A 24,367-nucleotide genomic window follows, 5' to 3' on the forward strand; every position below is an offset into this window, starting at 1 on the left:
CGTTCTGCGGAATCGAAGCGGAAGATCACGCGAGTCAATCAATGGGAGCTGTATCGCTGTCTGCGTATCCGGTACACCGTCAGGCCGCTGGGCGATGGTTCTGTACAGGTTTTTGGTTACACTAATCGAGCTACCGGATGTCGAATAGTTGCCGCTCAAAATCTGCCGCTACCCAGGTGTTAGCTGCGGAAAACTCGTAGATGCGGGAAAAGAGCCGTTGTATTTCCGCAATACTAGTTGTTGATATGAAGCGATGGCGGGCTAAGATCCGTACAGCGATGCTGCGCAACCATGATCCATGAACAAAGCTGACTGTGTTGCTAGGGAAAGCAGATAAATATATAGTTTCTGATAAAAAATAGTCAATTTCTATTAAATCGATACTTTCTTTTATAAAGATAGTGCTGTATAATTGCACTTAAATTTTACAACCGATTGCATAAAAGTTGTTTAAATCGTTGCGCAAAATCAGTATTCCCGCCGGGCCTGCCTGCTTTAAGAACATACACTGCACGCGGTTTATCCGGCGGGCCGATCTAATCGGCCATCTATTCCGAGACTAACGGATTATACGAAAATCTCCCCTGCCAACCAGTTACACTAACCAACTAGCCAATGCACAGCGTACGTACATCAATTTATGAATGTGTCTGGAGTACACATTAACCCGGCACGGATACCCAGCATACGTTTTCAACCCCCAAACTTTGTAACAAGTCTATACTATGAGTCTACTTTATCGATCAGCTACGCCCGGCAAATGGGTAAGCCCCAGACGGGCGGTGGGGCTGCCCAGTCTGCTGCTGTTGGGCATAATGAACAGCACCTTCGCCGGTAACAGCGGCATAAGCCCACTTCACAATCAGTCAGCTTTTATATCGATGCATACCAGCCGGATCGCGGGTCTGGACGTGCAGGATGTGCAGGTTTCCGGCCGGGTTGTCGACGAGAAAGGGGAGGGGCTTCCCGGGGTGAACATCCAGATCAAATCGACGACGCGCGGTACAACGACGGACGCCAGCGGTAACTACAAACTCACCGTACCCAACGGAGCGGTGCTGGTGTTTTCACTGGTTGGCTATGCCGCTAAGGAAATTACGGTCGGTTCGCAATCGGTGATCAACGTCAACCTGTCCCCGGACGACAAGACGCTGGACGAGGTCGTTGTTGTCGGCTACGGGGTGCAGCGCAAGCGCGATATCACGGGTTCGGTAGCCTCGGTCAATGAATCTACTCTGAAAGAGGTTCCTGCGCCCAACCTGGTCAGCCAGCTGAAAGGTCGGGCGGCCGGGGTGTCTATCGTCAGCAATGGCACGACACCGGGTTCGCAGGGGCAGATTCGTATTCGTGGTAACCGGACGCTGACAACTAGTCAGGGCGGAAGCGACGGTCTGGACGGTCCGCTGGTCGTGGTCGACGGGATTCCGTATGGTGGTCTGAACGACATCAACCCTGACGATATCGTCAATCTGGAAATTCTTAAAGACGCGTCGGCAACCGCCATCTACGGGTCGCGGGGATCGGGCGGGGTTATTCTCGTGACGACCAAGCGGGGGAAAGTGGGTAAGCCTGTCTTTACCTACGACGGCTACCATGGCGTAACCAACATCATGGGCAAGTACAACGTCTTCAACGGGTCTGAGTACGCTCAGTTCAAGTCCGATGCGGCCAAGTACAACCGCTCGTCGCCCGGCACGACAGCCTATCCGCTGACTCCGAAAGAGCAGGAAGCATTGGCGGCCGGTGTGTCGACCGACTGGCAGGATCTGATTTACCGCTCCGGCTTCATGACCAACCATCAACTGGGTATGACGGGGGGCGTTGAAAACACACAGTATTCGCTGGGCTTAGGCTATTTCAACGAAACCGGAGTTATACCGGGGCAGGACTTTACCCGCGTGAACATCCGGGCGACGATCGATCAGCGCCTGGGTAGCCGGATCAAGTTCGGGCTGAATACGCTCAATACCCTTACCTATCAGAATACGCCCGGCGGTGGCGGCATTCCGGGCGGTCTGGTGAGCCTGACGCCACTGGCATCGCCTTACAATGCGGATGGCTCCGTAAACCTGTTCCCGGCGGAGGGTTCTATCGATGCGGCCCGGATCAGCCCGCTGACGATTCTAACCAAAACGGATTCGTACCTGAACCGCACCCGTTCGTTGCGGACGTTCAACAGCCTGTATGCCGAAGTAAATCTGCTGCCGGGGCTGCGCTACCGCTTCAACGCCGGTCTAAACTACAGCCAGTCGGCCTTCAATGGATACAACGGCCCGCTGACGTATTTCAACCAGGCAACGGTGCAGTCGTCGTCCAATGCCGAAATCAGCAATACCGAATACTGGGACGTCAACATGCAGCACCTGCTGTACTACGACAAAACGGTGGGCAAGCACAAGATTGGCGTTACCGGCCTGTATGAATACACCAAAAACCACTCGCTGGGCAGCCGCTTCACGATCACCGGGGTACCCGCCGATTACATCAAAACGGCCAACTTCTCGCTGGCTTCCGGCACACCGGTAGCAGCCTCTGACTTCGGAAACTCGTTTGCCGAAACCGGACTGCTTTCCTACATGGGTCGGGTAAACTACAGCTACAACGATCGCTATCTGCTGACCCTGACCCTGCGTCGGGATGGTTCGTCGACGCTGTCGCCCGGCAATCGGTACTTTAACTACCCGGCTATCGGCGCGGGCTGGAATATCATCGAGGAGCCGTTTATGAAGAGCGTTCCGGTGATTTCGAACCTGAAATTGCGGGGTAGCTGGGGTCTGGCGGGTAACCGGAACGTGGGCGCATATGCTACGCTCGGCGCGCTGTCGGCTGGTTACTACAACTTCGGTCTGGGTACGGCCGGTCAGCAACTGGCCTACACCGTAACCAGCCTGCCTGCAACCAACCTGGGCTGGCAGTCGACCGCGCAGCTTGACCTCGGTATTGATTTCGGTTTCCTCAATAACCGTATTACGGGATCGGTTGATTACTACCACCAGAAGACGAAAGATATCCTGCTATCGGTGCCGCTGCCAGCCAGTAACGGTGCTGGTTCGACCCTGAAAAACCTGGGCGCTACCGAAGGCCGTGGACTGGAAACATCGCTGACCGTCGACATCTTCCGAAACCCCAAAGGCTTCAACTGGGGTGTAGACGCTATCTATTACTTCAACCGGGAGAAAATTACGCAGCTCACGACGCCAACCGAACAGGCTAACATCGGCGCTGGCTGGTTTGTCGGCCAACCACTTTCGGTGATCTACGACTACAAGAAAATCGGTATCTGGCAAACGTCCGACAAGGAAAACGGCACGCTGGCCAAGCAAACCTCGCCCGCTCAGCAGCCCGGCCAGATTCGGGTGGAAGACGTCAACGGCGACGGGAAGATCGATCCGTCTGACCGGCAGATTCTGGGTAACTTTCAGCCCAAATTCGAAGCGGGTCTGACCAACCGGTTCAGCTACAAAAACTTCGACCTGTCTATCGTGACCTTCGCCCGTATGGGTATGAAAGTGGTGGTACCGTACCTCACCGGTAACTCGGGTGGCGGTGGCGGCTTCGCTTTCTTCAACCAGGCTCGCTCCAACCAGGTGAAAGTCGATTACTGGACGGAGACGAACCCAACCAACGCCTTCCCGGCCCCCGACGCCAACAACGCGGTTCAGTACTTCGCGTCGACGCTGGGTTACTACGATGGGTCGTTCATCAAAATCAGAAGTATCAACCTGGGCTACACGATTCCCACGCAGTTTCTCCGGAAGGTGCGGGTAAGTTCGGCCCGGCTGTACCTGAACGTCACCAATCCGCTGATTCTTTACTCGCCACTGGTGCGCGACCATCTGGCGGTTGATCCGGAAGGCAACGGCTACGCTTCTTCGACTGTGGCTGCTCAGGGAGCGGATACCGGAACCCAGGCACGCCAGATCGCCATTAACCTCAACAACCCGCCCGTTCGGCAATTTACGTTCGGTGTAAATCTTAAATTCTAACCTCGAACCTACGATGAAAGCAATAAAATTTTGTGCCGTGCTTGGCCTGACGGCAGTGCTGAGCACCGGTTGCGAAAAAATCCTGGAAGAGAACCCACAATCTCAGATTGTACCGTCGTACTTCAACAGCGCATCGGGCGTATTGGGTGGTATTGCCGGTGTCTACAACGATATCCGCGGACAGTGGGGTACCGAAGGCTTCACTATTGAAATGCAGGCCGGTACCGATGAGTTTCTGCGCGGGGCCAGTGCGGGTAGTTCTACGGCTTATGACTACAACGGTCTGAACGGTAGTAACTTCGGGTCGGCGTGGGGAACCGCCTTTCAGGATATCAATACACTGAACGGCGTACTTCAGTACGGGCAGACGGTAGATCTGGCCGATGCTACCCGCAAGCAGTATCTGGCTCAGGCCAAATTTTTGCGCGGGTTCTGGTATTTCTATCTGGTACAGACCTGGGGCGATGTTCCGCTGCACACGCAGTTTATCACCGTGCCATCGCAGGCGGCTTCGCGCCAGCCCGTAGCGCAGGTGTACGAACAGATCATCAAAGACCTGACCGAAGCCGCTGCCGACCTGCCCAACACCCCGACGAGTCCGTTTCTGGGTAAAGCGGCTACCAAACCCGTCGCGCAGCTATTGCTGGCCAAAGCGTACCTGACGCGGGGCTGGCTCAACAATACGGCTTCTGATTTTACGCAGGCCGCGTCGATCTGTGCGGATATTATCGCCAACAAATCGTCGTACGGACTCGATCTGTGGCAGGACTATGGCGATGCCTTCAATCCGAGCAACGATTACGGCAAGGAAACCATGTTTGTGAGCGACCACGTGCTCGACCCAAAGTACGGCTACTATACCGTGGGTGGAGCCGCCGGTGGTGGTGCTGCGCAGAACCTGAGCCCCTGGTTTACCAACTGGAATTACCCCAACACGAGCGGTGTCAATTCCTTCAAAAACGCGTCGGGTGGGTTGGTCAACAACGGAACCTCGGGGATGATCCGGGACTCGTACTATGGTCGTCCGTATGTGCGGATGCGGCCCAACAGCGACAAGCAGAAAAGTGGCGACAACGTCGGTAAGAGCTATTTCCTAGATCAGGCGTTCACCAACCGGACGGTAGATTCCCGGTTTGCCAACTCGTTCTACACGGTGTATATCTCGAATACGTCGATCACCAACGCGGCCAACGCGGCCAACAACCAGCGGGGCATTGGCTTCACGACGGTGGTGGGGCAGGATACGGCTGTTTGGCTGCCGGACTACGAAGTAACCGGAGCCCCGCAGTTTGTGGGTACGCGTCCGTTCAAAGGCATCGTGGTGCCGCCAAGCCTGTGGAACAACGGTATTTTCCCGGCGCTGAAGAAGTTTATGGACCCCAGCCGGGGTGCCAACTTCAACGATCCGTCGACGCGCCCGGCTGTGCTGTACCGGTTCGCCGACGTGTACATGACGGGGGCTGAAGCGTACTTCAAAGCGGGCGACAACACCAAAGCTGCGGCCCTGATCAACGTGGTGCGGCAACGGGCTGCGTATCGCAGAACAAACACGGCCGCTCAGAACGCAGCTGCCGTAACGGCCATGACGATTCAGCCGTCGGACGTAACGCTGGATTTCATTCTGGACGAGCGTAGCCGCGAGTTTTTCGGCGAATGGCAGCGCTGGCATGATCTGGTTCGGACCCGTTCGCTGGTGCGTCGGGTGAAAGCCTGGAATCCGGAGGCAGCTCCCTACATTCAGGATTTCAACATGCTACGGCCGATCCCGCAGTCGCAGATCGACCGGGTTGTTGATGGTCCTGCATTTAAGCAGAATACGGGGTATTAATAGCTAACGCATAAGTAAAGGCTGTCCGCAAAATCGCTTTTGGGACAGCCTTTATTTTTTGCGCAAACCCACCACCTGCCACAACGTATGAAACACCTTTTCGGCCTGCTGCTGACCCTGATAACTACGCTGGGCTACGCTCAGACTGCCAACCTGAAACTTTGGTACGATAAACCCTCGGGAACCGTCTGGGAGAATGCGTTGCCCGTTGGGAACGGGCGTCTGGGCGCGATGGTCTACGGCAACGTGCCCCAGGAAACGCTTCAACTCAACGAAGGCACCGTCTGGAGCGGTAGCCCCAACCGCAACGACAACCCCGATGCAAAAGCGGTGCTCCCCGAAATCCGGCAACTGATTTTCGACGGCAAGCAGAAAGAAGCCGAACAATTGGCCAACAAGTCGATCATTACCAAAAAAACGCACGGGCAGATGTACCAGCCCGTCGGGAACCTGCTCCTGACGTTTGCCGGTCACGACACCTTTATCAACTATTACCGCGAACTCGACATCGAGCGGGCCGTCGCCAAAACGACCTACAAAGTTGGCGATGTGACCTACACCCGCGAAGTCATTACGTCGCTCCCTAGCAACGTGCTGGTGGTGCAGCTATCGGCCGATAAGCCCGGCAAGCTGTCATTCGTGACGTCATTTACGAGCCTACACCCCAACGCCCTTATCAACACCACGAACCGCAACGAACTGATGCTGGCTGGCACCACCTCCGACCATGAGGGGGTACCCGGCAAAGTAAAGTTCAAGAGCTTAGCCCGCATCAAAACCACCGGCGGCACGGTGTCGGCCAACGGGCAGACGCTGGTTGTCGACGGGGCCACGACTGCCACGATTTACCTGGCCATCGCCACCAACTTCGTCAACTACAACGACCTGAGCGGCAACGAGACGGAGCGCGTAACCGCCACGCTCGACAAGGCGTTTCGCCAGTCGTATGCCGCCCTGCTCAAACCGCACGTAGCCGCTTACCAACGCTATTTCAACCGGGTTCGTCTCGATCTTACGTCGACCGACGCGGCCAAACTACCGACTGACGAACGGCTGAAAAATTTCCGCTCTGTCAACGACCCGCAACTGGTTACGCTCTATTACCAGTACGGTCGGTATTTGCTCATCTGTTCGTCGCAGCCGGGGGGCAGGCGTCCAACCTGCAAGGTATCTGGAACCGGAGTATGCGCCCGCCCTGGGACAGCAAGTACACCATCAATATCAACACGCAGATGAACTACTGGCCCGCCGAAAAAACGGGCCTGACCGAGATGCACGAGCCGCTGTTTAGCCTGATCCGCGACCTGTCGCAGACGGGGCAGGAGACGGCGCGGGTCATGTACGGCGCACGCGGCTGGATGGCCCACCACAACACCGATATCTGGCGCATCAACGGCCCGGTCGATGGCGCGTTCTGGGGTATGTGGACCGCCGGGGGCGCGTGGCTCAGTCAGCATCTGTGGGAACACTATCTCTACACCGGCGACCGGGCGTTTCTGGCGTCGGCCTACCCGATTCTGAAAGGCGCGGCCCAGTTCTACGCCGATTTTCTGGTCGAGCACCCCAGGTACAAATGGCTGGTCGTCACGCCGAGCACGTCGCCCGAAAACGCACCGAAGGCGCACGGCGGCTCGTCGCTGGACGCGGGCACGACGATGGACAATCAGATCGTGTTCGACGTGTTCAGCACCGCCATCCGCGTGGCCGACCTGCTGAAAACCGATCAATCCTTTGCCGACTCGCTCCGGCAGATGCGGGCTAAACTGCCGCCCATGCACATCGGGCAGCACGGGCAGTTGCAGGAGTGGCTCGACGATATCGACGACCCCGACGACAAGCACCGGCACATTTCGCACCTCTACGGCCTGTTTCCGTCGAACCAGATTTCGGCCTACCGCACGCCCAATCTGTTCAATGCCTCGCGCACGACGCTGACCCACCGGGGCGACGTCTCGACGGGCTGGAGCATGGGCTGGAAAGTGAACTGGTGGGCCAAACTCCAGGACGGCAACCACGCTTACACGCTCATCCAGAATCAGTTGACCCCGCTGGGTGTCAACAAAGAAGGGGGCGGTACGTACAACAACCTGTTCGACGCGCACCCGCCGTTTCAGATTGACGGGAATTTCGGCTGCACGTCGGGTATCACCGAAATGCTCCTGCAAAGCAATGATGGTGCCCTCCACCTGCTGCCCGCCTTACCCAACGTCTGGCCGACGGGCAGTATAAGTGGCCTACGGGCGCGAGGTGGGTTCGAGATCGTGGCAATGGAATGGACCGGCGGTAAGCTGACGAAGATTGAAATCCGGTCGAACCTGGGCGGCAACCTGCGCATCCGCACGCCGAACGAACTGAAACGGAGCAAAGGGACGCTGGCAACGGCATCAGGGACAAACCCAAACGAGTTCTACCAGACGGAGGAAACGCCCACGCCCATTGTTGCCACGTTGACTGATCCGGCCCCGGCCACCTCGCCCCTGAAACCAACCTGGCTCTACGACATACCCACACAGCGCGGCACTGTCTACACGCTGGTCGCGCAATAAACCCCCAACCCCCTAAAGGGGGCTCTGCTCACCAGTGGAACAAGCCCCCTTTAGGGCAGGGCTGTTAAGTTCTAGTTCGTTTACCCCCCAGCCCCCTAAAGGGGGAGCATTCCGCGAATGAACAGCTCCCCCTTCAGGGGGCTGGGGGGTAAACAGATCTAAGGAAATTTGGCAATAGATAACACCAAGTCAAGAACTTAACAGCCCTGCCCTTCAGGGGGCTGGGGGGTAGACCAAGTCAGCAAAAAAAGGCTCCTCCGGGGCTACCACAAACGCATACAGAAAACGATTCAATTCATGAAAAAACGCATTATTACAGCTCTTTGTGCTGCCCTGCTCGCAGGCATGGGCCAAGTAACGCTGGCGCAGACGACAACGCTGGTCAACCCCATCATGACCGGGTTTTATCCCGACCCCAGCATCGTGAAGGTGGGCAGCGACTATTACCTCATTAACTCCACGTTCTCGTACTTCCCCGGCATCCCGGTATTGCACAGCAAAGACCTCAAAAACTGGAAGCAGATCGGTAACGTCATCGAACGGCCCGAGCAGATGGATTTTATGGGCGAACGCATGACGCGGGGTCTGTTTGCGCCCGCCATCAGTTACCACAAAGGCACGTACTACGTCACCTGCACCGACATCGACCACGACGGCAACTTTGTCGTGACGGCGACGAATCCGGCGGGGCCGTGGAGCAACCCGGTGAAGCTGCCGGAAGTGAAAGGCATCGACCCGTCGCTGTATTTCGATGAGTCGACCGACAAGGCGTACATCCTGTACAACAGCGATGCACCTGACCGCAAACCGCTTTACCCCGGCCATCGGACGATTCGGATGTATGAGTTCGACGCTAAAAACCTGAAAGTTTTGGGCGAGGAAAAACAGCTTGTCAACGGTGGGGTCGATCTGAGCAAAAAGCCCGTCTGGATCGAGGGACCGCACATTATGAAGCGCAACAACTGGTACTACCTCTACGCGGCTGAGGGCGGTACGTCGGTCAATCACTCCGAGGTGGTGCTGCGGAGCAAAGACGTCTGGGGGCCGTATGTGCCGTTCGAGGGAAACCCGATCCTGACCCAGCGCGGCCTGCCCGCCGACCGCAAAGACCCGATCACCTCGGCGGGACACGCGCAGTTCGTGGAGGGGCCGGACGGTAAGTGGTATTCGATTTTCCTGGCGGTCCGGCCGTACGAGGGCAACTACTACAACACCGGCCGCGAAACGTTTATCGCCCCCCTGACCTGGACCAACGACTGGCCCATGATCGAACACGGCGAGAAGCCCATTGCCTATAGTTACGTTGGCAATTTTAAAGAAGTGAAGCAGAAAGACGCCCGTCCCCAGAACGGTAACTTCGCCTACACCATCAACTTCGACAAGACGCTCGACCCGGCCCTGCTGTTCCTGCGTACCCGCGACGACAAGTCGTTCAGCCTGGGTAAAGCCAACGGGTTAACGATGAATCTCAAGCCGGAAACGATTTCGGAAATGGGTAACCCGTCGTTCATCGGTAAACGGCAGCAACACCTGTACTGTACCGCCGAAACTGCGCTTGATTTCACGGCTAAGTCGGCCGATGAAAAGGCGGGGCTGGTCATCTTCCAGGATGAAAAGCACTTCTATTTTCTGGCCAAATCGACCGAACAGGGTAAGCCCGTGGTACAGCTTTTCAAGAGCACTAACGACAAGAATCTGGAGCTGCTGGCCCATACCCCCGTATCGGCCGACGCGAAGAAGATAATGCTCCGTATCGACGCCAAAGGCGATGCGTATGATTTCTACGTAGCCGACAAACCCAACGACTGGAAACTACTCAAAGACAAGGTCGACGGAAAGTTTCTGAGCACACAGGTGGCTGGCGGTTTCATTGGCTGCGTATTCGGCCTGTACGCTACCTCGTCGGGAAGTAACTCAGACAACCACGCGTCTTTTAACTACCTGCGGTACAGCGGCAACGACCCGATGTACAAGTAAGGCTTTACCCCTAAATCTCCCTGAAGGTATTTAGAGGTTGTTTGGGGAAGCGTTTCTGTCATCCCGACGACAGGAGGGATCTTCGGTAACAGGCGGTTTTGTTTGCTCTTACCGAAGATCCCTCCTACGTCGGGATGACAAAAAGGCAATTTCGACGCAGGAGGGATCTTCCCCAAACAACCTCTTAGGGGTAAAAATGAGGTAAACAACCAATGCTTAATCAACTATGAATCGATTCTTCGTCGGGCTGGCTTGTGTCTGTTTGGGTTTGTGTGGTTATGACACGAATGCGCAGAATCGGCTGTATGCTAACGAATTTCCGTTGCGTGACGTGACGCTGCTCGATGGACCGTTCAGGCATGCTCAGGACCTGAACGCGCAGACCTTACTCAGCTATGACGTCGACCGGCTGCTGGCTCCGTTTCGGAAGGAAGCCGGACTGCCGCCCAAAGCCGCCGACTTCAAAAACTGGGCGGGGCTGGACGGGCACGTCGGTGGACATTACCTGTCGGCGCTGGCGATGAACGCAGCCACGGGCAACGCCGACTGTCAGCAGCGCCTGAAGTACATGCTGGCCGAGCTGAAAGCCTGTCAGGAAGCCAGTGCGAAAAACAATCCGGACTGGGGCGTGGGCTATGTGGGTGGCGTACCCGACAGCAAAACCGTCTGGTCGACGTTTAGAACGGGCGATTTCAAGGCGTACCACAACGCCTGGGTGCCGTGGTACAACGTCCATAAATTGTACAGCGGTTTGCGCGACGCTTGGCTGTACACCGGCGACGAAACCGCCAAAACGGTATTCCTGAACTTCTGCGATTGGGGTATGGCCATTACGTCGGCGCTGTCGGATGCGCAGATGGAGTCGATGCTGAACACGGAGCATGGTGGCATGAATGAGATGTTTGCCGACGCTTATCAGATGACCGGCAACGCGAAGTACCTGACGGCTGCCCGGCGGTTTTCACACCACCAGCTCCTCGATCCGATGGCTGCTGGTAAAGACAACCTGGATAACAAGCACGCCAATACGCAGGTACCCAAAGCCATCGGGTTTCATCGCATTGGCGAGCTGGCCCACGACGAGCAGTACACCAAAGCGGGTACGTTTTTCTGGGAGGCCGTTACGCAGAACCGAAGTCTGGCGTTGGGCGGCAATAGTCGGCGCGAGTTTTTCCCCAGTAAAGCCGCCAGTACCGATTTCGTCAGCGACGTAGAGGGGCCGGAGTCGTGTAATACGTACAACATGCTGAAACTGACGGAGGACGTCTTTCGGGCAAAGCCTGACGCCCGGTACGTTGACTTTTACGAACGCGCCCTGTTTAACCACATCCTGTCGACGCAACACCCCGCCAATGGGGGTACGTGTATTTTACCCCCGCCCGGCCGCGCCACTACCGGGTCTATTCGACGCCCAACGAAGCCATGTGGTGCTGCGTGGGGAGCGGGATGGAAAACCACGGCAAATACGGGCAGTTCATCTACACCCATCAGCACGATTCGCTGTTTGTGAACCTGTTCGTGGCGTCGGAACTGAACTGGCGCGACAAGAAAATCAAGCTGCGGCAGACGACCCGTTTCCCTGATGAGGAGCAGACTAAACTGACCATCACGGAGGGGGCGGGCACCTTTCCGATGCTGATTCGGTACCCGTCGTGGGTTGAGGCCGGGGCGTTGAGATTGGCCGTCAACGGGAAGAACGTGGCTTACTCAGCACAGCCGGGATCATACGTTGCGGTGAAACGGGCCTGGAAAAAAGGCGATGTGCTAACGGTTGACTTACCGATGCATAATACCGTGGAGCGGATGCCCAACGTACCCAATTACGTCGCGATTCTGCACGGCCCGATACTGCTGGGTGCCAAAACCGGAACCGAAAACATGCCGGGTTTGCTGGCCGACGACAGCCGCTGGGGGCACATCGCCGGTGGCGAACGTCTGCCCGTCGACAAAGCCCCGATTCTTATCGCCGATAACTCGTCGGCAATCACTGATGAACTGGTGCCGGTAGCGGGTAAATCGTTGACGTACAAGCTGCCAGCAAAGCGATTGGTCAACGCGTCGAATCTCGTGCTGGAGCCGTTTTATCGCATCCACGACGCCCGCTACATGATGTACTGGATGGCCCTGAGCAACGCCAACTACCGCACGTACCTCGACTCTATCGCCGGTATAGAGCGCGAGACGCTGGCGCTGCAAAAACGCACTGTCGACGCGGTTGCGCCCGGTGAACAGCAGCCCGAGGTCGACCATGCCATGCAGAGCGAGAAGTCGAAGAAAGGGTCGTCGCAGGATGCGTTCTGGCGCGACGCGAGCAACGGTGGCTATTTCAGCTACAACCTGACTACCGAGGGGGCGACCGATCTGAGTCTGATGGTCCGGTACTGGGGGCGGAGTGGGGCAACCACAAATTCGATATCTACGTCGATGACCAGAAACTGGCGACGGAAGACAATACGGGCCGCTGGAATCAGTCGGCGTTCAAAGACATAACGTACCCCATTCCATCGTCGATGGTAGCGGGCAAAAAGACTGTCCGGGTGAAGTTTCAGGCCCTGCCGCAGAGTGCTGCCGGGCCGGTGTATTACGTCCGGTTGGTGAAAAAAGAGTGATCATAAACCCCCAAACACAAACACAAAAACGTACCAATGAAAACCTTTTCGCTATTTATTCTCACGCTGTTACTAACCCACTTCGGTGTAGCCCAATCCAATTTTACCAGTAAAGTGATTGGGGTCGGCGTGGTCGTGGCCGACGTTGATAAGTCGGTCGACTTCTACGTCAATGGCATCGGCATGGTCAAAACGGGCAATTTCACCATCACTGAAGACTTTGGTAAACGCTCGGGTCTGAGCAATGGGGTGGCAGCGGCAGTCACGATTCTCAAACTCGAGAACAGCCCCGAAGCCACCGACTGGAAGCTGATGAGCTTCGGCAAAAAGGCGTCTCACCCGAAGCCGAAGTATATTCAGGACGACACGGGGATGCAGTACATCACGATTCAGGTGAAAGCCCTGCAACCCATCATCGACCGGCTGACTAAGATGAAGGTGCCGTTTCTGGGTAGTACGCCGACACTCCTCAACGACAAGGCGCATTTCGTGTTCGTGCAGGACCCCGACGGCAATTTCATCGAGCTGATTGGCCCACTCAACTAGACCCCGTCGCTGTACACGATTACGCTCATGAAATACCTGTTGATTTGCCTTACCGGGTTGCTGGTTCTGTCGGGACAACCGTCGGCGCTGGCGCAGAAAGCGACTAACCCGATCATCTTCGCCGACGTCCCCGATCTGGCCATGATTCGGGTGGGCAAGACGTATTACATGAGCAGTACCACCATGCACCTGAGCCCCGGCCTGCCGATCATGAAATCGACGGATCTGGTGAACTGGAAGCTGGTGGGCTACGCCTACGACACGCTGGCTACCGTCGACGCGCTGAACCTGACCAATGGCCAAAGCACCTACGGGCGGGGTTCGTGGGCGAGTAGTCTGCGGCTGCACAACGGCACCTACTACGCCACCACCTTCGCCCAGACGACGGGCCGGACGCACGTCTACAGCACAAAAAACATTGAGAAAGGGCCGTGGAAAGCCGTTTCGTTTAAACCGTCCTTTCACGACCATAGCCTCTTTTTCGACGATGATGGCCGGGTGTATATGGTCTACGGTGCGGGTAAACTCCGCATTGTCGAACTAAACGCCGATGTATCGGGGGTAAAACCCGGCACCGAGCGGGTGCTCATCGAAAACGCCAGCGAACCATCGGGTACGGGTCGGGGATTGCCCGCCGAAGGCTCGCAGTTGTTCAAGGTCAACGGCAAGTACTACCTCTTTAACATCACCTGGCCGCAGGGCGGTATGCGGACCGTCGTGATCCACCGCGCCGATCAGCTTGCTGGCCCCTGGGAGGGACGGATTGGGTTGCAGGACCTGGGCGTGGCGCAGGGTGGGCTGATCGACACGCCCGACGGCCGGTGGTTTGCGTACCTATTCCGCGACTTCGGGGGCGTGGGGCGGATTCCGTATCTGGTGCCGGTAACGTGGAAAGACGGCTGGCCTGTGCTGGGCGTCGACGGGAAAGTGACACAGACGCTCGACCTGCCCGCCAGTAACGGGCTGATTCCCGGCATCGTGGCGTCGGATGAGTTTACCCGCAAAAGGGGCGAACCGGCGCTGCCGCTGGCGTGGCAGTGGAACCATAACCCCGATAATAGCCTGTGGTCTGTTTCGGAGCGAAACGGCTTTCTGCGCCTGAAAACCGGGCGCACCGATACCTCGTTCGTAATGGCTCGCAACACGCTCACGCAGCGGACCATCGGCCCCCAATGCACCGGCTCCACCCGGCTCGACGTGTCGAAGCTAACCGACGGCGATTTCGCGGGCCTGAGCCTGTTGCAGAAACAGTACGGGTTGGTGGGGGTAAAACAAACCGACGGCACCCGAGCCATCGTGATGGTCAGTGCCGCGTCGGGTAAAGCCGTCGAGATGCAGCGGGTGCCGCTGTCGGCGTCGGTCGTTTACCTGAAAGCCGAATGCGATTTCCGCGACCGAAAAGACACCGGCCGTTTCTTCTACAGCCTCGACGGCAAAACGTGGGAGGCCATTGGTGAACCGATCAAAATGCCCTACACCATCCCGCATTTCATGGGCTACCGTTTCGGCCTGTTCAATTACGCCACCCGTCAGCCGGGTGGGTACGCCGATTTTGACTACTTCCGCGTAAACAGTCAATAACTACCTTAAAACCAACCCTTAACCGATGAAGACTAATTCGATTCGTTCTCGATTTACTGGCTGCTGGTTCCGGGTCAGTTGTTTGCTGCTGCTTGCGACGTCGGCGTTCGGGCAGAAACTTCAGCTAACCGAAAAAGGGTATTTCGACACGCAGGGGCTGAACGTACTGGTGTTCAGCAGCGAGTATAACGGTATGTTTTTCGACGAAAAAACGGCCGGTATCGAAATGATTCATCACGGGGTGCGGACGTCGACGGGCGGGGCTGTGCGGTTGCAGAATACCCCGAACAGTGGGATCTGGTGCCGAAGATGACCGCGCGAAAAGTGGACAAGGCAACCAACAGCATCGAGGTAGGCCTGCGGTATCAGGAAGTCGATTTCGATTCGCGGGTGGTCGTTTCCCCAAAGGGCAATGGTTTCGAGGTCAACGTGTATCTGGATAAACCGCTGCCCGAAAAGGTGGTCGGTAAAGCCGGTTTCAATCTTGAATTTGTGCCGTCGGCTTATTTCGAGAAATCGTATCTGGCCGATGGACGGCCGGGTACGTTTCCGCTCTATCCGGCCAGCAACACCAAAACGGAACCGCTCTCGCAGAAGATTCAGCAGTTTGGCATCCACAACACCTTCGAAGAGCGGGGAAAAGCCGAGTTTATCGTGCCGGAAGCCCTGGCATCGGGCAAGACGATGGTGCTGGCCCCCGACGATGCCGAACACATGGTCAGTATCAAATCAGAAACGGACCTGATGCTGTTCGACGGGCGGAATCTGGCCCAGAACGGCTGGTTTATCGTGCGGAGTATGCTGCCCGCCGGGAAAACCGGTAAGGTGCTGACCTGGTACGTAGAACCCAACGTGCTGCCCAACTGGAAGCGCGCGCCCGTGCTTGAGTTCTCGCAGGTGGGCTACAATCCCGGTCAGGAAAAAGTAGCGGTGATTGAACTGGATCAGGCCGATCAGGCCCTGAAAACGGCGTCGCTGATGCAGGTGATGGCCGATGGCAAACAGGTCGAAAAACTGAAAGGAGCCGTAATACCCTGGGGTAAATTTCTGCGCTACAACTACGCCAGATTCGATTTTACGTCGGTGAAAGAGCCGGGCGTTTATTACATCCAGTATGGCGATCAGAAGACGAATATTTTCCCCATTGCCGCCGACGTGTACCGCAACATCTGGCACCCGACGCTGGACGTGTGGTTTCCGGTGCAGATGGACCACATGACGGTGAACGAAGCCTACCGCGTGTGGCACGGTGCGCCGTTTAAGGACGATGCCCTCCAGGCTCCGCTCAATCAGCAGCACTTCGACGGCTACAGCATGGGCGACAAAACTGATACGAAGTACAAACCGCTGGAGCGGATTCCCGGCCTGGGCGTAGGCGGCTGGTTCGACGCGGGCGATTTTGACATTCAGACCGGCTCGCACAACACTACGATTCTGAACTTCGTGGAGGCCTGGGAAAAGCTGAAACTAAACCGCGACGAAACCCGCATCGATCAGGCCCGGCAGTACGTCGATATTCACCGGCCCGATGGTAAACCGGACCTGTTGCAGCAGATCGAACACGGCACGCTGAATCTGGTGGCGCAGGTCAAAAACATCGGGCATCCGGTGCGGGGCATCATCGTGCCGAACCTCCATCAGTACCACCACCTCGGCGACGCCAACACCGAAACCGACAACCTGCCCTACAACCCGAATCTGAAACCCTACGAGTCGGACGGTAAATCGAGCGGCACCATGGACGACCGCTGGGCCTTTACCACGCGCTCGGCCTTTCTGGATTACAACACAGCCGCAGCCCTGGCCGCGGCCAGCCGGGCGCTGAAGGGGTACAACGATACGCTGTCGACACAGGCGTTGACGTACGCGAAACGGTTGTGGGACGACAACGACGGGAAGGTCAACACGGATACGTCCCGGTTTGCTATGTTCCGGCGGAATACTGAAATGGCAGCGGCCCTGCAATTGTTCATCGCGACGAAAGACGACCGCTACGCCAAAAAATTCACGGACGCGATTTGGCCTGCCCTCGACCGGAACGTGGGGCAGGGGCTGACGGCCGCCCTGCAAGCTTATCCGTTCATGGACAAGGCCTACCAGACGAAGCTGAGAGACTACGTGGTGAAGTTCAAAGCCTCGAACGACGAACTGACCAAACAGAATCCGTATGGTGTACCGGCCGGTACGCGGGGCGGCTGGGGCAGCAATCAGCAGGTAATCAGCTGGGCCATCACCAACTACCACGCCAATAAGCATTTCCCGGACATCATCAGTCCTGAGTACGTTTTCAAAGGACTGAACTACATTTTCGGTTGCCACCCGTACCACAACCTCTCGTTTGTGTCGGCGGTGGGTACACGCTCCAAGAAGATCACCTACGGCAGCAACCGCGCCGACTTCAGCTACATCGCCGGGGGCGTGGTGCCGGGCATTATGGTGCTGAAACCCGATTTTCCGGAAAACCGCGAAGACTGGCCATTTCTGTGGGGTGAAAACGAAGTGATTATCGACATCTGCTCGGCCTACATCCTGCTGGCCGGTGCTGCCAATGAACTAGTTAAAAAGTAGGTCAACGACGAATGAAACGCCTTATTCTTTGGCTGCCCCTGTGGCTTTGCGGGTACGTCGGCCAGGCACAAACGCCTGATCCGGTGGTGAGCAGCCCCGACGGAAAATTAGTGGTAACCGTATCGCTGGAAACGGGCAAACCGACCTACAGCATTTCGCTGAATGGCAAGCCATTTTTAGCCCGATCACCACTTGGTTTAAAAACAAACGTGGGTGACTTTTCCGAAGGGCTTGCCGCAGGAAAACCGGTAGCGATTACCAAAATTGACCGGTCGTACGAGCTAAAGACCATCAAGAAAAGTAACGTGCATTACGTGGCGAACGAGGGCATTTTTTCGTACTCGAAAGACAACGCACCCGCTATCGATATTACGTTCAGGGTGAGCAACAACGATGTGGCGTTTAAGTACAAAGTCTATCCACAAAAAGCGTCACGCTCATGCGTTGTCAACGAAGAAAAAACGGGCTTTGTCCTGCCAACCGGCACAACCACGTTTCTCTCGGCGCAAAGCAAAGCGATGGTTGGTTTTGCGCGGACTATGCCCAGCTACGAAATACCGTACACCGTCGATGATACGCTGGGGGAAAATGGCCGGAGCAACGGGTATACATTTCCCTGCCTGTTTAACCTAAACAGCAACGGCTGGGTACTGATTTCTGAAGCCGGGGTCGACAGCCGATACTGTGGCAGCCGCCTGATCGGCCATGCTGACGGGCTATACACCATTGGCTTCCCGATGCCAGACGAAAACAACGGCATCGGCACCTCGGCACCGGGGATTCCGCTGCCCGGCGAAACGCCCTGGCGTACCATCACGGTCGGTGAAACACTGGCCCCGATTGTTGAAACGACGGTGCCGTTCGATGTGGTCGAACCCCGGTATAAAGGGTCCCAGCCATACGAGTACACCAAAGGGTCGTGGAGCTGGATTATCGGCATGGACGGCCGAACGGTGTACGACGAGCAGGTCCGGTACATCGACTTCAGCGCGGCTATGGGCTACAAAACGGTGCTGGTCGATGCGCTGTGGGACACGCAGATTGGCCGCGACAAAGTGGCTGAACTGGCCAGATACGCGGCAACCAAAGGCGTCAGCCTCTATTTGTGGTACAACTCCAACGGCTACTGGAACGATGCACCACAGGGGCCACGGGGTATCATGGACAACACCATCGCCCGGCGTAAGGAAATGGCCTGGATGAAACGAATCGGCGTGAAAGGTATCAAGGTCGATTTTTTTTGGCGGGGATAAGCAGGAAACCATGAAGCTGTACGAAGACATTCTGTACGACGCCAACGACTATGGTATCCTCTGCATTTTTCATGGGTCTACGCTGCCACGGGGTTGGGAGCGGATGTACCCCAACTATGCCGCCAGCGAAGCCGTACTGGCCAGCGAAAACCTCGCGTTCTCGCAGCGCAGTTGCGATCTGGAAGCGTTCAATGCCACCATTCACCCCTTCATCCGCAACACGGTGGGCAGCATGGATTTTGGCGGCAGCGCACTGAACAAATTCTACAACGCGACGAATACGCCCGGCCGGGGGTCGAAACGGGTCACGTCCGACGTCTATGCGCTGGCCACGGCGGTTTTGTTTCAAAGCCCTGTTCAGCATTTTGCCCTCGCCCCCAATAACCTCACCGACGCGCCGGACTGGGCCATCGACTTTATGAAAACCGTACCGACTACCTGGGACGAAGTTCGGTACATCGACGGCTATCCGGGCCGGTACGTTGTCCTGGCTCGTCGGCAGGGTACGAAATGGTACGTAGCGGGCGTGAATGCCCAGAAACAACCGGTCAAACTGAAGCTGAAACTGCCCATGATGGCAGCGGGCGTAGCGTATACATTATACAGCGACGATGCCCAGTTGACGGGAAAAGTAACGACCGAAAAGCTGCCAAAAAATCAGGAAGTAGAGTGGGTCATTCCGACCAACGGTGCTGCGCTGATCGTGCAGTAACGTCTGACTATAGCCCGAAACAGGGTGGTACAAAATGCAATATCTGACGGTCAATATTGACTATTTTTCGGTACTAAAAACGGCCTCGTATACTGCCCTGTTGGTGAATACTAAATTGCCGAAAATCAGCTATTTAACGTGTAAACGCTAATGAAAAAAACAAACCTGATTCTGCTCGTTGCCACACTCCTGAGCGTCGCGGGTATCGCGGCCCAGGCGCAGGACCCTAACTTCCACGTCTACCTCTGTCTGGGGCAGTCGAACATGGAGGGCAATGCCAAAATTGAAGCGCAGGACACGGTCGGTGTGAACCCTCGGTTTCAGGTGCTGGAAGCCGTCGACTGCCCTGACCTCAGCCGGACGAAAGGGAACTGGTACACGGCCATTCCCCCGCTGTGCCGCTGCCGCACCGGCCTGACCCCCGCCGACTACTTCGGTCGTACCCTGCTGACGTACCTGCCGCCAACGACGCGGGTGGGCGTGATCGACGTGGCCGTGGGTGGCTGTAGAATTGAACTGTTCGACAAAGATCAGTACCAGACGTACGTCGCGACGGTGCCGGGCTGGATGAAAAATTTCATTAGCGAATACGGCGGCAATCCCTACGCCCGGCTGGTCGAGATGGGGAAACGGGCGCAGCAGGACGGCGTAATCAAAGGCATTCTGCTGCATCAGGGCGAGTCGAACCCCAACGATTCGTTGTGGACGAAGAAAGTAAAAAAGGTATACGACAACCTCCTGGCCGATCTGAACCTGCCGCCGAACTCCGTGCCGCTGCTGGCTGGCGAAACCGTCAACGCCGATCAGGACGGTATCTGCGCGGGCATGAACCGGATTATCGCTACGCTGCCCCAGGCGGTCCCGACGGCCCATGTCATCTCATCGGCGGGCTGTACGGATTCGTCTGACAACCTGCACTTCAACGCGGCTGGCTATCGGAAGCTGGGCAAACGCTACGCCTACCAGATGCTGACGTTGTTGGGCTACACCGTTAAAGCCGAAGACTAAACCGGGTATCGCTACCCCCGTTTCTATGAAAAAGAACCCGCTGTTTTTGGTGTGGCTGCTGGCGTCCGGGTTGTCGGCGCAGGCGCAGGAGATTATCCCGCTGTATGCGGGCACCGTGCCCAACGTAAAGCCGTCGTCGGTGCAGGAAACGTACACGTCGGGGATGTTCAGGAACGTAACGAAGCCAACGCTGGAGGTGTACCTGCCCGACAAAGCCATCGCTACCGGTACGGCGGTCGTCGTCATTCCCGGCGGGGGATACAGCGTTGTGGTGTATCAGGGCGAGGGTATCGGCACGGCGAAAGCGCTGGTGCAGAAAGGCGTGGCGGCCTTCGTGCTCAAGTACCGGCTACCTAGTGATTCGAGCATGACCGACAAAACCATCGGGCCATTGCAGGACGCGCAACAGGCTATCAAACTCGTGCGCGAGGGTGCCGCTAAATGGGGTATCGATCCGGGGAAAATCGGTATCATGGGTTTTTCGGCGGGTGGTCACCTGGCGTCGACTGAAGCGACGCATTTTGAAAAAGCGCTGATCGACAACCCCGAAAACACCCGCCTACGCCCCGATTTTCAGGTGCTGGTGTACCCGGTGATCAGCATGGGCGACAGCCTCGCACACCGGGGTTCGCGCGACAATCTACTCGGCAAGAATCCGTCGCGGCAAACCATCGACCTGTATTCCAACGAAAAGCAGATACGGGCAAACACGCCCCCGACGTACCTGACCCATGCGGCCGATGACAAGGTGGTCGACGTCGACAACAGCATTGTGTATTTTGAAACGCTGCGCCGTCAGAAAATCCCCGTCGAGATGCACATCTACCCCAAAGGCGATCACGGCTTTATTTTCCGCCAACCCGGCTGGATCGATCCGCTCTTCGACTGGATGAAGCGGAACAACTGGATAAAATAACGCCCAAACTAGGCACGTCGGCTTAGGGTAATTGCCTGTTACAGTGACATTGATACACCATGAAAAAAGTAAATCCGTTCGTCGCGTTTGCGTTGTCGCTGGTCAGCGCGGTTGCCTTCGCCCAGCAGCCTGCCCCCGTCAGGGTCAAGGGTGGGCAGGTTCGGGGTACGGTTGAAGAGGGGCTGACCGTCTACCGGGGGATTCCGTTTGCGGCCCCGCCCGTTGGTGAGTTGCGGTGGAAGGCGCCCCAGCCGGTGCAGACCTGGACGGGCGTTCGCGACGCCAACCGGTTTGCTCCCGCAGCTATGCAGGGCGGCAATACGCCGTCGGGAAAGAGCGAAGACTGCCTGTATTTGAATGTCTGGAGCCCGGCCAGAACGACCACTGACCGCATCCCCGTGCTAGTCTGGATTTATGGCGGTGGATTCAGTTTCGGTGCCACGTCCGACCCCAACTACAGCGGGGAGAAGCTGGCGCAGAAGGGCGTCGTCGTGGTCAGCATTGCGTACCGGGTCGGGCCGCTGGGGTTTCTGGCGCACCCGCAATTGAGCGCCGAAAATCCGCAGCGCGTGTCGGGTAATTACGGGTTGCTGGACATGATCGCTGGGCTGAAATGGGTGCAACAAAACATTGCCGCGTTTGGTGGTGACCCCACGAAAGTGACCATCTTCGGCGAGTCGGCGGGTGGTATCGCCGTCAGCATGTTGTGCGCGTCTCCGCAGGCCAAAGGGTTGTTCCGTGGGGCCATTTCACAAAGTGGCGGTTCGTTCGGGCCAACGCGCGCCACTACCTATCCGGGCGAAAACATGAAGCGGCTGGACGAAGCCGAAAAAGCGGGTGAAGCCTACGCGCAGAAAGCCGGTGCGTCGTCACTCGCCGACCTGCGCAAGATCGAGGCCGACAAACTGCCGGGTGGCTGGGGCGTCGGCTCGTCCTGGCCGATCGTCGACGGCTACGTAATCCCCGACGATCAGCACAAACTGTACGAAGCGGGTAACTACAATCAGACACCTATTCTGGTTGGCTACAACTCCGACGAAGGAGCCAGTTTTTCCCCGCCGAAAACCCCCGGCGAATACATTGAGAGCACGAAGAAACGGTACGGCCCGTTTGCGGATGATCTCCTCAAAGCGTACCCGGTTGGGGCGAACAGCGTACCCAAAACGGCCCGCGACCTGATGCGTGATGCGGCTTTCGGCTGGCAAACCTGGAGCTGGGCCAACTTGCAGGCCACCACCAGCAAGCAAAAAGTCTTCTACTATTATTTCGATCAGCATCCTGACTATCCCGCCGATTCGCCCAAAGCGGGGGCCGGTTCCGGGCATGGGCAGGAGGTTTCCTACGTGTTCGGGCACATCGATCCGGCCAATCCGCAAACGACCAAAACGGACCTCGCCATTTCGGACGCGATGGGTACGTACTGGACCAACTTCACCAAATACGGCGACCCAAACGGGACGGGTGTACCCCAGTGGCCTGTCTTCAGCAAGACAAACCCCGCCGTGATGTACTTCAACCAGACCCCGCACGTGGGTCCGGTACCCAGTGCCGACGCGCTGAATGTACTGAATACATACTTCAACTGGCGACGCATACCCGAGGGTGAAGCATGGGCTAAGTAGCGACTGATTGTCAACAGTTTACCCCAATACCTTAACCCAAATCGACTATGGATGTACGTTATCACCCGCCCTACGCGAGCCGTCTGTTGTTCGTTTGGTACCTGTTCTGTCTGTACACGATTGCGCTGGCCCAGCCGCCCGGAGGTCCGGTAGTGGTATCGCCCCAGGTCAACGCCGACAATACGGTCACGTTCCGGTATCTGGCACCCGCAGCCAAAGACGTAAAGCTGAACGCCCAGTTCGAGAAAGCGCCTGTGCCGATGACAAAAGACGCACAAGGTATCTGGAGCGTGACGACCAGCCCGGTGAAGCCGGATATGTACCCGTATTCGTTCAGTGTGGATGGCATTTCGGTCGCCGACCCTAAAAACTCGGCCATCTTCCCGAACGAAGGATTTCAGAGTAGTGTGGTCGAGATAACCGGCCCCACACCCCTGGTGCACACCCTTCAGAACGTACCCCACGGGACCTTGTCGTACCGGTTCTATACATCGCCCGAACTGGGGCAGCGACCGGTGGTAATTTATACCCCACCGGGTTACGAAACCGATACAAAGGCCACCTATCCAGTGCTTTACCTGCTGCACGGCACCACGGATCTGGAAGAGACCTGGACCAAGGTCGGACGAGCCAACATCATTCTCGATAATCTGATTGCGCAGGGCAAAGCCAGGCCCATGGTCATCGTCATGCCCTACGGACGGGCCTATCCGACGATTAGTAAATCGTCGGGCAGCCTCCGAAACTGGGATAATCTTCAGGAGTTCAAGAAAGATTTTATGGGCAACCTGTTTCCGTTTGTCGAGAAAAATTATCGGGTAAAAAAAGACAAAGACAGCCGGGCCATTGCCGGGTTTTCGGGTGGTGGTGGCGAAACGCTCTACCTGGGCTTAAACAATCCCGAGCTGTTTGGCTGGGTCTGCGGTTTTGCGCCGGGTATGCTCAAAGACGAGTTTGAGCGTAACAACGCCACCGCTTTTGCCAATCCCGCGCAGACCAACCAGCGGCTGAAGCTGTTCTGGATTGGTGTCGGAAAAGAAGATGGCCTGTACCCGGTTGTCAACGACTACCTGAAGGTGCTCGATGAGAAGAAAATCAGGCACGAAACGCTGTTTTCGGAGGGGGGGCATACCTGGATGAACTGTAAGCTCTACCTGAGTACGATTGCGCAAAAACTTTTTATGTAGCTTTTCTAAAAACCCCGCCAAATGAAAC

General features: G+C 56.8%; 15 protein-coding genes and 2 pseudogenes. All 17 read left to right on the forward strand.

Annotated elements, in window-relative coordinates; translation table 11 throughout:
- Window positions 1-725: 725 nt before the first annotated feature.
- The 17 genes and pseudogenes from HH216_RS13095 (at window position 726) to HH216_RS13155 (ending at window position 24,339) form a co-directional block, all read left to right on the forward strand.
- A complete protein-coding gene (locus HH216_RS13095) occupies window positions 726-3,986 on the forward strand; it encodes a SusC/RagA family TonB-linked outer membrane protein (protein WP_254448414.1) in 3,261 nt (1,086 codons plus the stop codon).
- A 13-nt stretch (window positions 3,987-3,999) separates the two neighbouring features.
- Window positions 4,000-5,814, forward strand: a complete 1,815-nt coding sequence (locus HH216_RS13100; protein WP_169551212.1) for a RagB/SusD family nutrient uptake outer membrane protein — start codon at window positions 4,000-4,002, stop codon at window positions 5,812-5,814.
- Window positions 5,815-5,901: 87 nt separating this feature from the next.
- Window positions 5,902-8,360 (forward strand): annotated as a pseudogene (locus HH216_RS13105) (glycoside hydrolase family 95 protein).
- A 297-nt stretch (window positions 8,361-8,657) separates the two neighbouring features.
- Window positions 8,658-10,337 (forward strand): glycoside hydrolase family 43 protein, encoded by a 1,680-nt coding sequence (locus HH216_RS13110; protein WP_169551213.1) that lies wholly within the window; start codon window positions 8,658-8,660, stop codon window positions 10,335-10,337.
- 226 nt (window positions 10,338-10,563) lie between these two features.
- Window positions 10,564-11,747, forward strand: a pseudogene (locus tag HH216_RS25550) (beta-L-arabinofuranosidase domain-containing protein); the annotation flags it as partial.
- 36 nt (window positions 11,748-11,783) lie between these two features.
- Complete coding sequence (locus HH216_RS26645) at window positions 11,784-12,827, forward strand: DUF4986 domain-containing protein (protein ID WP_332871392.1); 1,044 nt, start codon at window positions 11,784-11,786, stop codon at window positions 12,825-12,827.
- Window positions 12,773-12,946 carry a hypothetical protein gene (locus tag HH216_RS26650; protein ID WP_332871513.1) on the forward strand — a complete coding sequence of 58 codons (174 nt, stop codon included), beginning with the start codon at window positions 12,773-12,775 and terminating at the stop codon, window positions 12,944-12,946. Before HH216_RS26645 ends, HH216_RS26650 begins: the two co-directional genes overlap by 55 nt.
- 36 nt (window positions 12,947-12,982) lie before the next feature.
- The gene (locus HH216_RS13120) at window positions 12,983-13,492 is read left to right on the forward strand and encodes a VOC family protein (RefSeq protein ID WP_169551214.1); all 510 of its coding nucleotides are present in this window, start codon (window positions 12,983-12,985) and stop codon (window positions 13,490-13,492) included.
- A 27-nt stretch (window positions 13,493-13,519) separates the two neighbouring features.
- Entirely contained in the window at window positions 13,520-15,073 is a 1,554-nt protein-coding gene (locus tag HH216_RS13125) for a glycoside hydrolase family 43 protein (protein ID WP_169551215.1), read from the forward strand.
- Between the two features lie 25 nt (window positions 15,074-15,098).
- Window positions 15,099-15,386 carry a hypothetical protein gene (locus HH216_RS25925; protein WP_254448415.1) on the forward strand — a complete coding sequence of 96 codons (288 nt, stop codon included), beginning with the start codon at window positions 15,099-15,101 and terminating at the stop codon, window positions 15,384-15,386.
- Window positions 15,383-17,641 carry a glycoside hydrolase family 9 protein gene (locus HH216_RS13130; protein ID WP_254448416.1) on the forward strand — a complete coding sequence of 753 codons (2,259 nt, stop codon included), beginning with the start codon at window positions 15,383-15,385 and terminating at the stop codon, window positions 17,639-17,641. The genes HH216_RS25925 and HH216_RS13130 overlap by 4 nt, the downstream gene beginning before the upstream one ends.
- An 11-nt stretch (window positions 17,642-17,652) precedes the next feature.
- A complete protein-coding gene (locus tag HH216_RS25930; RefSeq protein ID WP_254448417.1) occupies window positions 17,653-18,894 on the forward strand; it encodes a glycoside hydrolase family 97 N-terminal domain-containing protein in 1,242 nt (413 codons plus the stop codon).
- A 10-nt stretch (window positions 18,895-18,904) separates the two neighbouring features.
- The gene (locus HH216_RS25935) at window positions 18,905-19,606 is read left to right on the forward strand and encodes a glycoside hydrolase family 97 catalytic domain-containing protein (RefSeq protein WP_254448418.1); all 702 of its coding nucleotides are present in this window, start codon (window positions 18,905-18,907) and stop codon (window positions 19,604-19,606) included.
- A gap of 150 nt (window positions 19,607-19,756) precedes the next feature.
- Window positions 19,757-20,614, forward strand: a complete 858-nt coding sequence (locus tag HH216_RS13140) for a sialate O-acetylesterase (RefSeq protein WP_174842712.1) — start codon at window positions 19,757-19,759, stop codon at window positions 20,612-20,614.
- Between the two features lie 25 nt (window positions 20,615-20,639).
- Window positions 20,640-21,530, forward strand: a complete 891-nt coding sequence (locus tag HH216_RS13145; protein WP_169551216.1) for an alpha/beta hydrolase — start codon at window positions 20,640-20,642, stop codon at window positions 21,528-21,530.
- A gap of 59 nt (window positions 21,531-21,589) precedes the next feature.
- Window positions 21,590-23,152, forward strand: coding sequence for a carboxylesterase/lipase family protein (locus HH216_RS13150; protein WP_169551217.1), 1,563 nt, complete (start codon window positions 21,590-21,592; stop codon window positions 23,150-23,152).
- Window positions 23,153-23,199: 47 nt separating this feature from the next.
- The gene (locus tag HH216_RS13155) at window positions 23,200-24,339 is read left to right on the forward strand and encodes an esterase (protein WP_169551218.1); all 1,140 of its coding nucleotides are present in this window, start codon (window positions 23,200-23,202) and stop codon (window positions 24,337-24,339) included.
- Window positions 24,340-24,367: the final 28 nt, after the last annotated feature.

It is taken from the genome of Spirosoma rhododendri, assembly GCF_012849055.1.
Classification (GTDB): Bacteria; Bacteroidota; Bacteroidia; order Cytophagales; family Spirosomataceae; genus Spirosoma; species Spirosoma rhododendri.

Excerpts from the sequence above, each read along its gene's own strand:
- HH216_RS25925 (WP_254448415.1), top strand. The coding sequence starts at position 15,099 with ATGAAGACTAATTCGATTCGTTCTCGATTTACTGGCTGCTGGTTCCGG.
- HH216_RS13120 (WP_169551214.1), top strand. The coding sequence starts at position 12,983 with ATGAAAACCTTTTCGCTATTTATTCTCACGCTGTTACTAACCCACTTC.
- HH216_RS25935 (WP_254448418.1), top strand. The coding sequence starts at position 18,905 with ATGAAGCTGTACGAAGACATTCTGTACGACGCCAACGACTATGGTATC.
- HH216_RS13095 (WP_254448414.1), top strand. The coding sequence starts at position 726 with ATGAGTCTACTTTATCGATCAGCTACGCCCGGCAAATGGGTAAGCCCC.
- HH216_RS25930 (WP_254448417.1), top strand. The coding sequence starts at position 17,653 with ATGAAACGCCTTATTCTTTGGCTGCCCCTGTGGCTTTGCGGGTACGTC.
- HH216_RS13140 (WP_174842712.1), top strand. The coding sequence starts at position 19,757 with ATGAAAAAAACAAACCTGATTCTGCTCGTTGCCACACTCCTGAGCGTC.
- HH216_RS13130 (WP_254448416.1), top strand. The coding sequence starts at position 15,383 with ATGACCGCGCGAAAAGTGGACAAGGCAACCAACAGCATCGAGGTAGGC.
- HH216_RS13125 (WP_169551215.1), top strand. The coding sequence starts at position 13,520 with ATGAAATACCTGTTGATTTGCCTTACCGGGTTGCTGGTTCTGTCGGGA.
- HH216_RS13155 (WP_169551218.1), top strand. The coding sequence starts at position 23,200 with ATGGATGTACGTTATCACCCGCCCTACGCGAGCCGTCTGTTGTTCGTT.
- HH216_RS13145 (WP_169551216.1), top strand. The coding sequence starts at position 20,640 with ATGAAAAAGAACCCGCTGTTTTTGGTGTGGCTGCTGGCGTCCGGGTTG.
- HH216_RS13100 (WP_169551212.1), top strand. The coding sequence starts at position 4,000 with ATGAAAGCAATAAAATTTTGTGCCGTGCTTGGCCTGACGGCAGTGCTG.
- HH216_RS26645 (WP_332871392.1), top strand. The coding sequence starts at position 11,784 with ATGGAAAACCACGGCAAATACGGGCAGTTCATCTACACCCATCAGCAC.
- HH216_RS13150 (WP_169551217.1), top strand. The coding sequence starts at position 21,590 with ATGAAAAAAGTAAATCCGTTCGTCGCGTTTGCGTTGTCGCTGGTCAGC.
- HH216_RS13110 (WP_169551213.1), top strand. The coding sequence starts at position 8,658 with ATGAAAAAACGCATTATTACAGCTCTTTGTGCTGCCCTGCTCGCAGGC.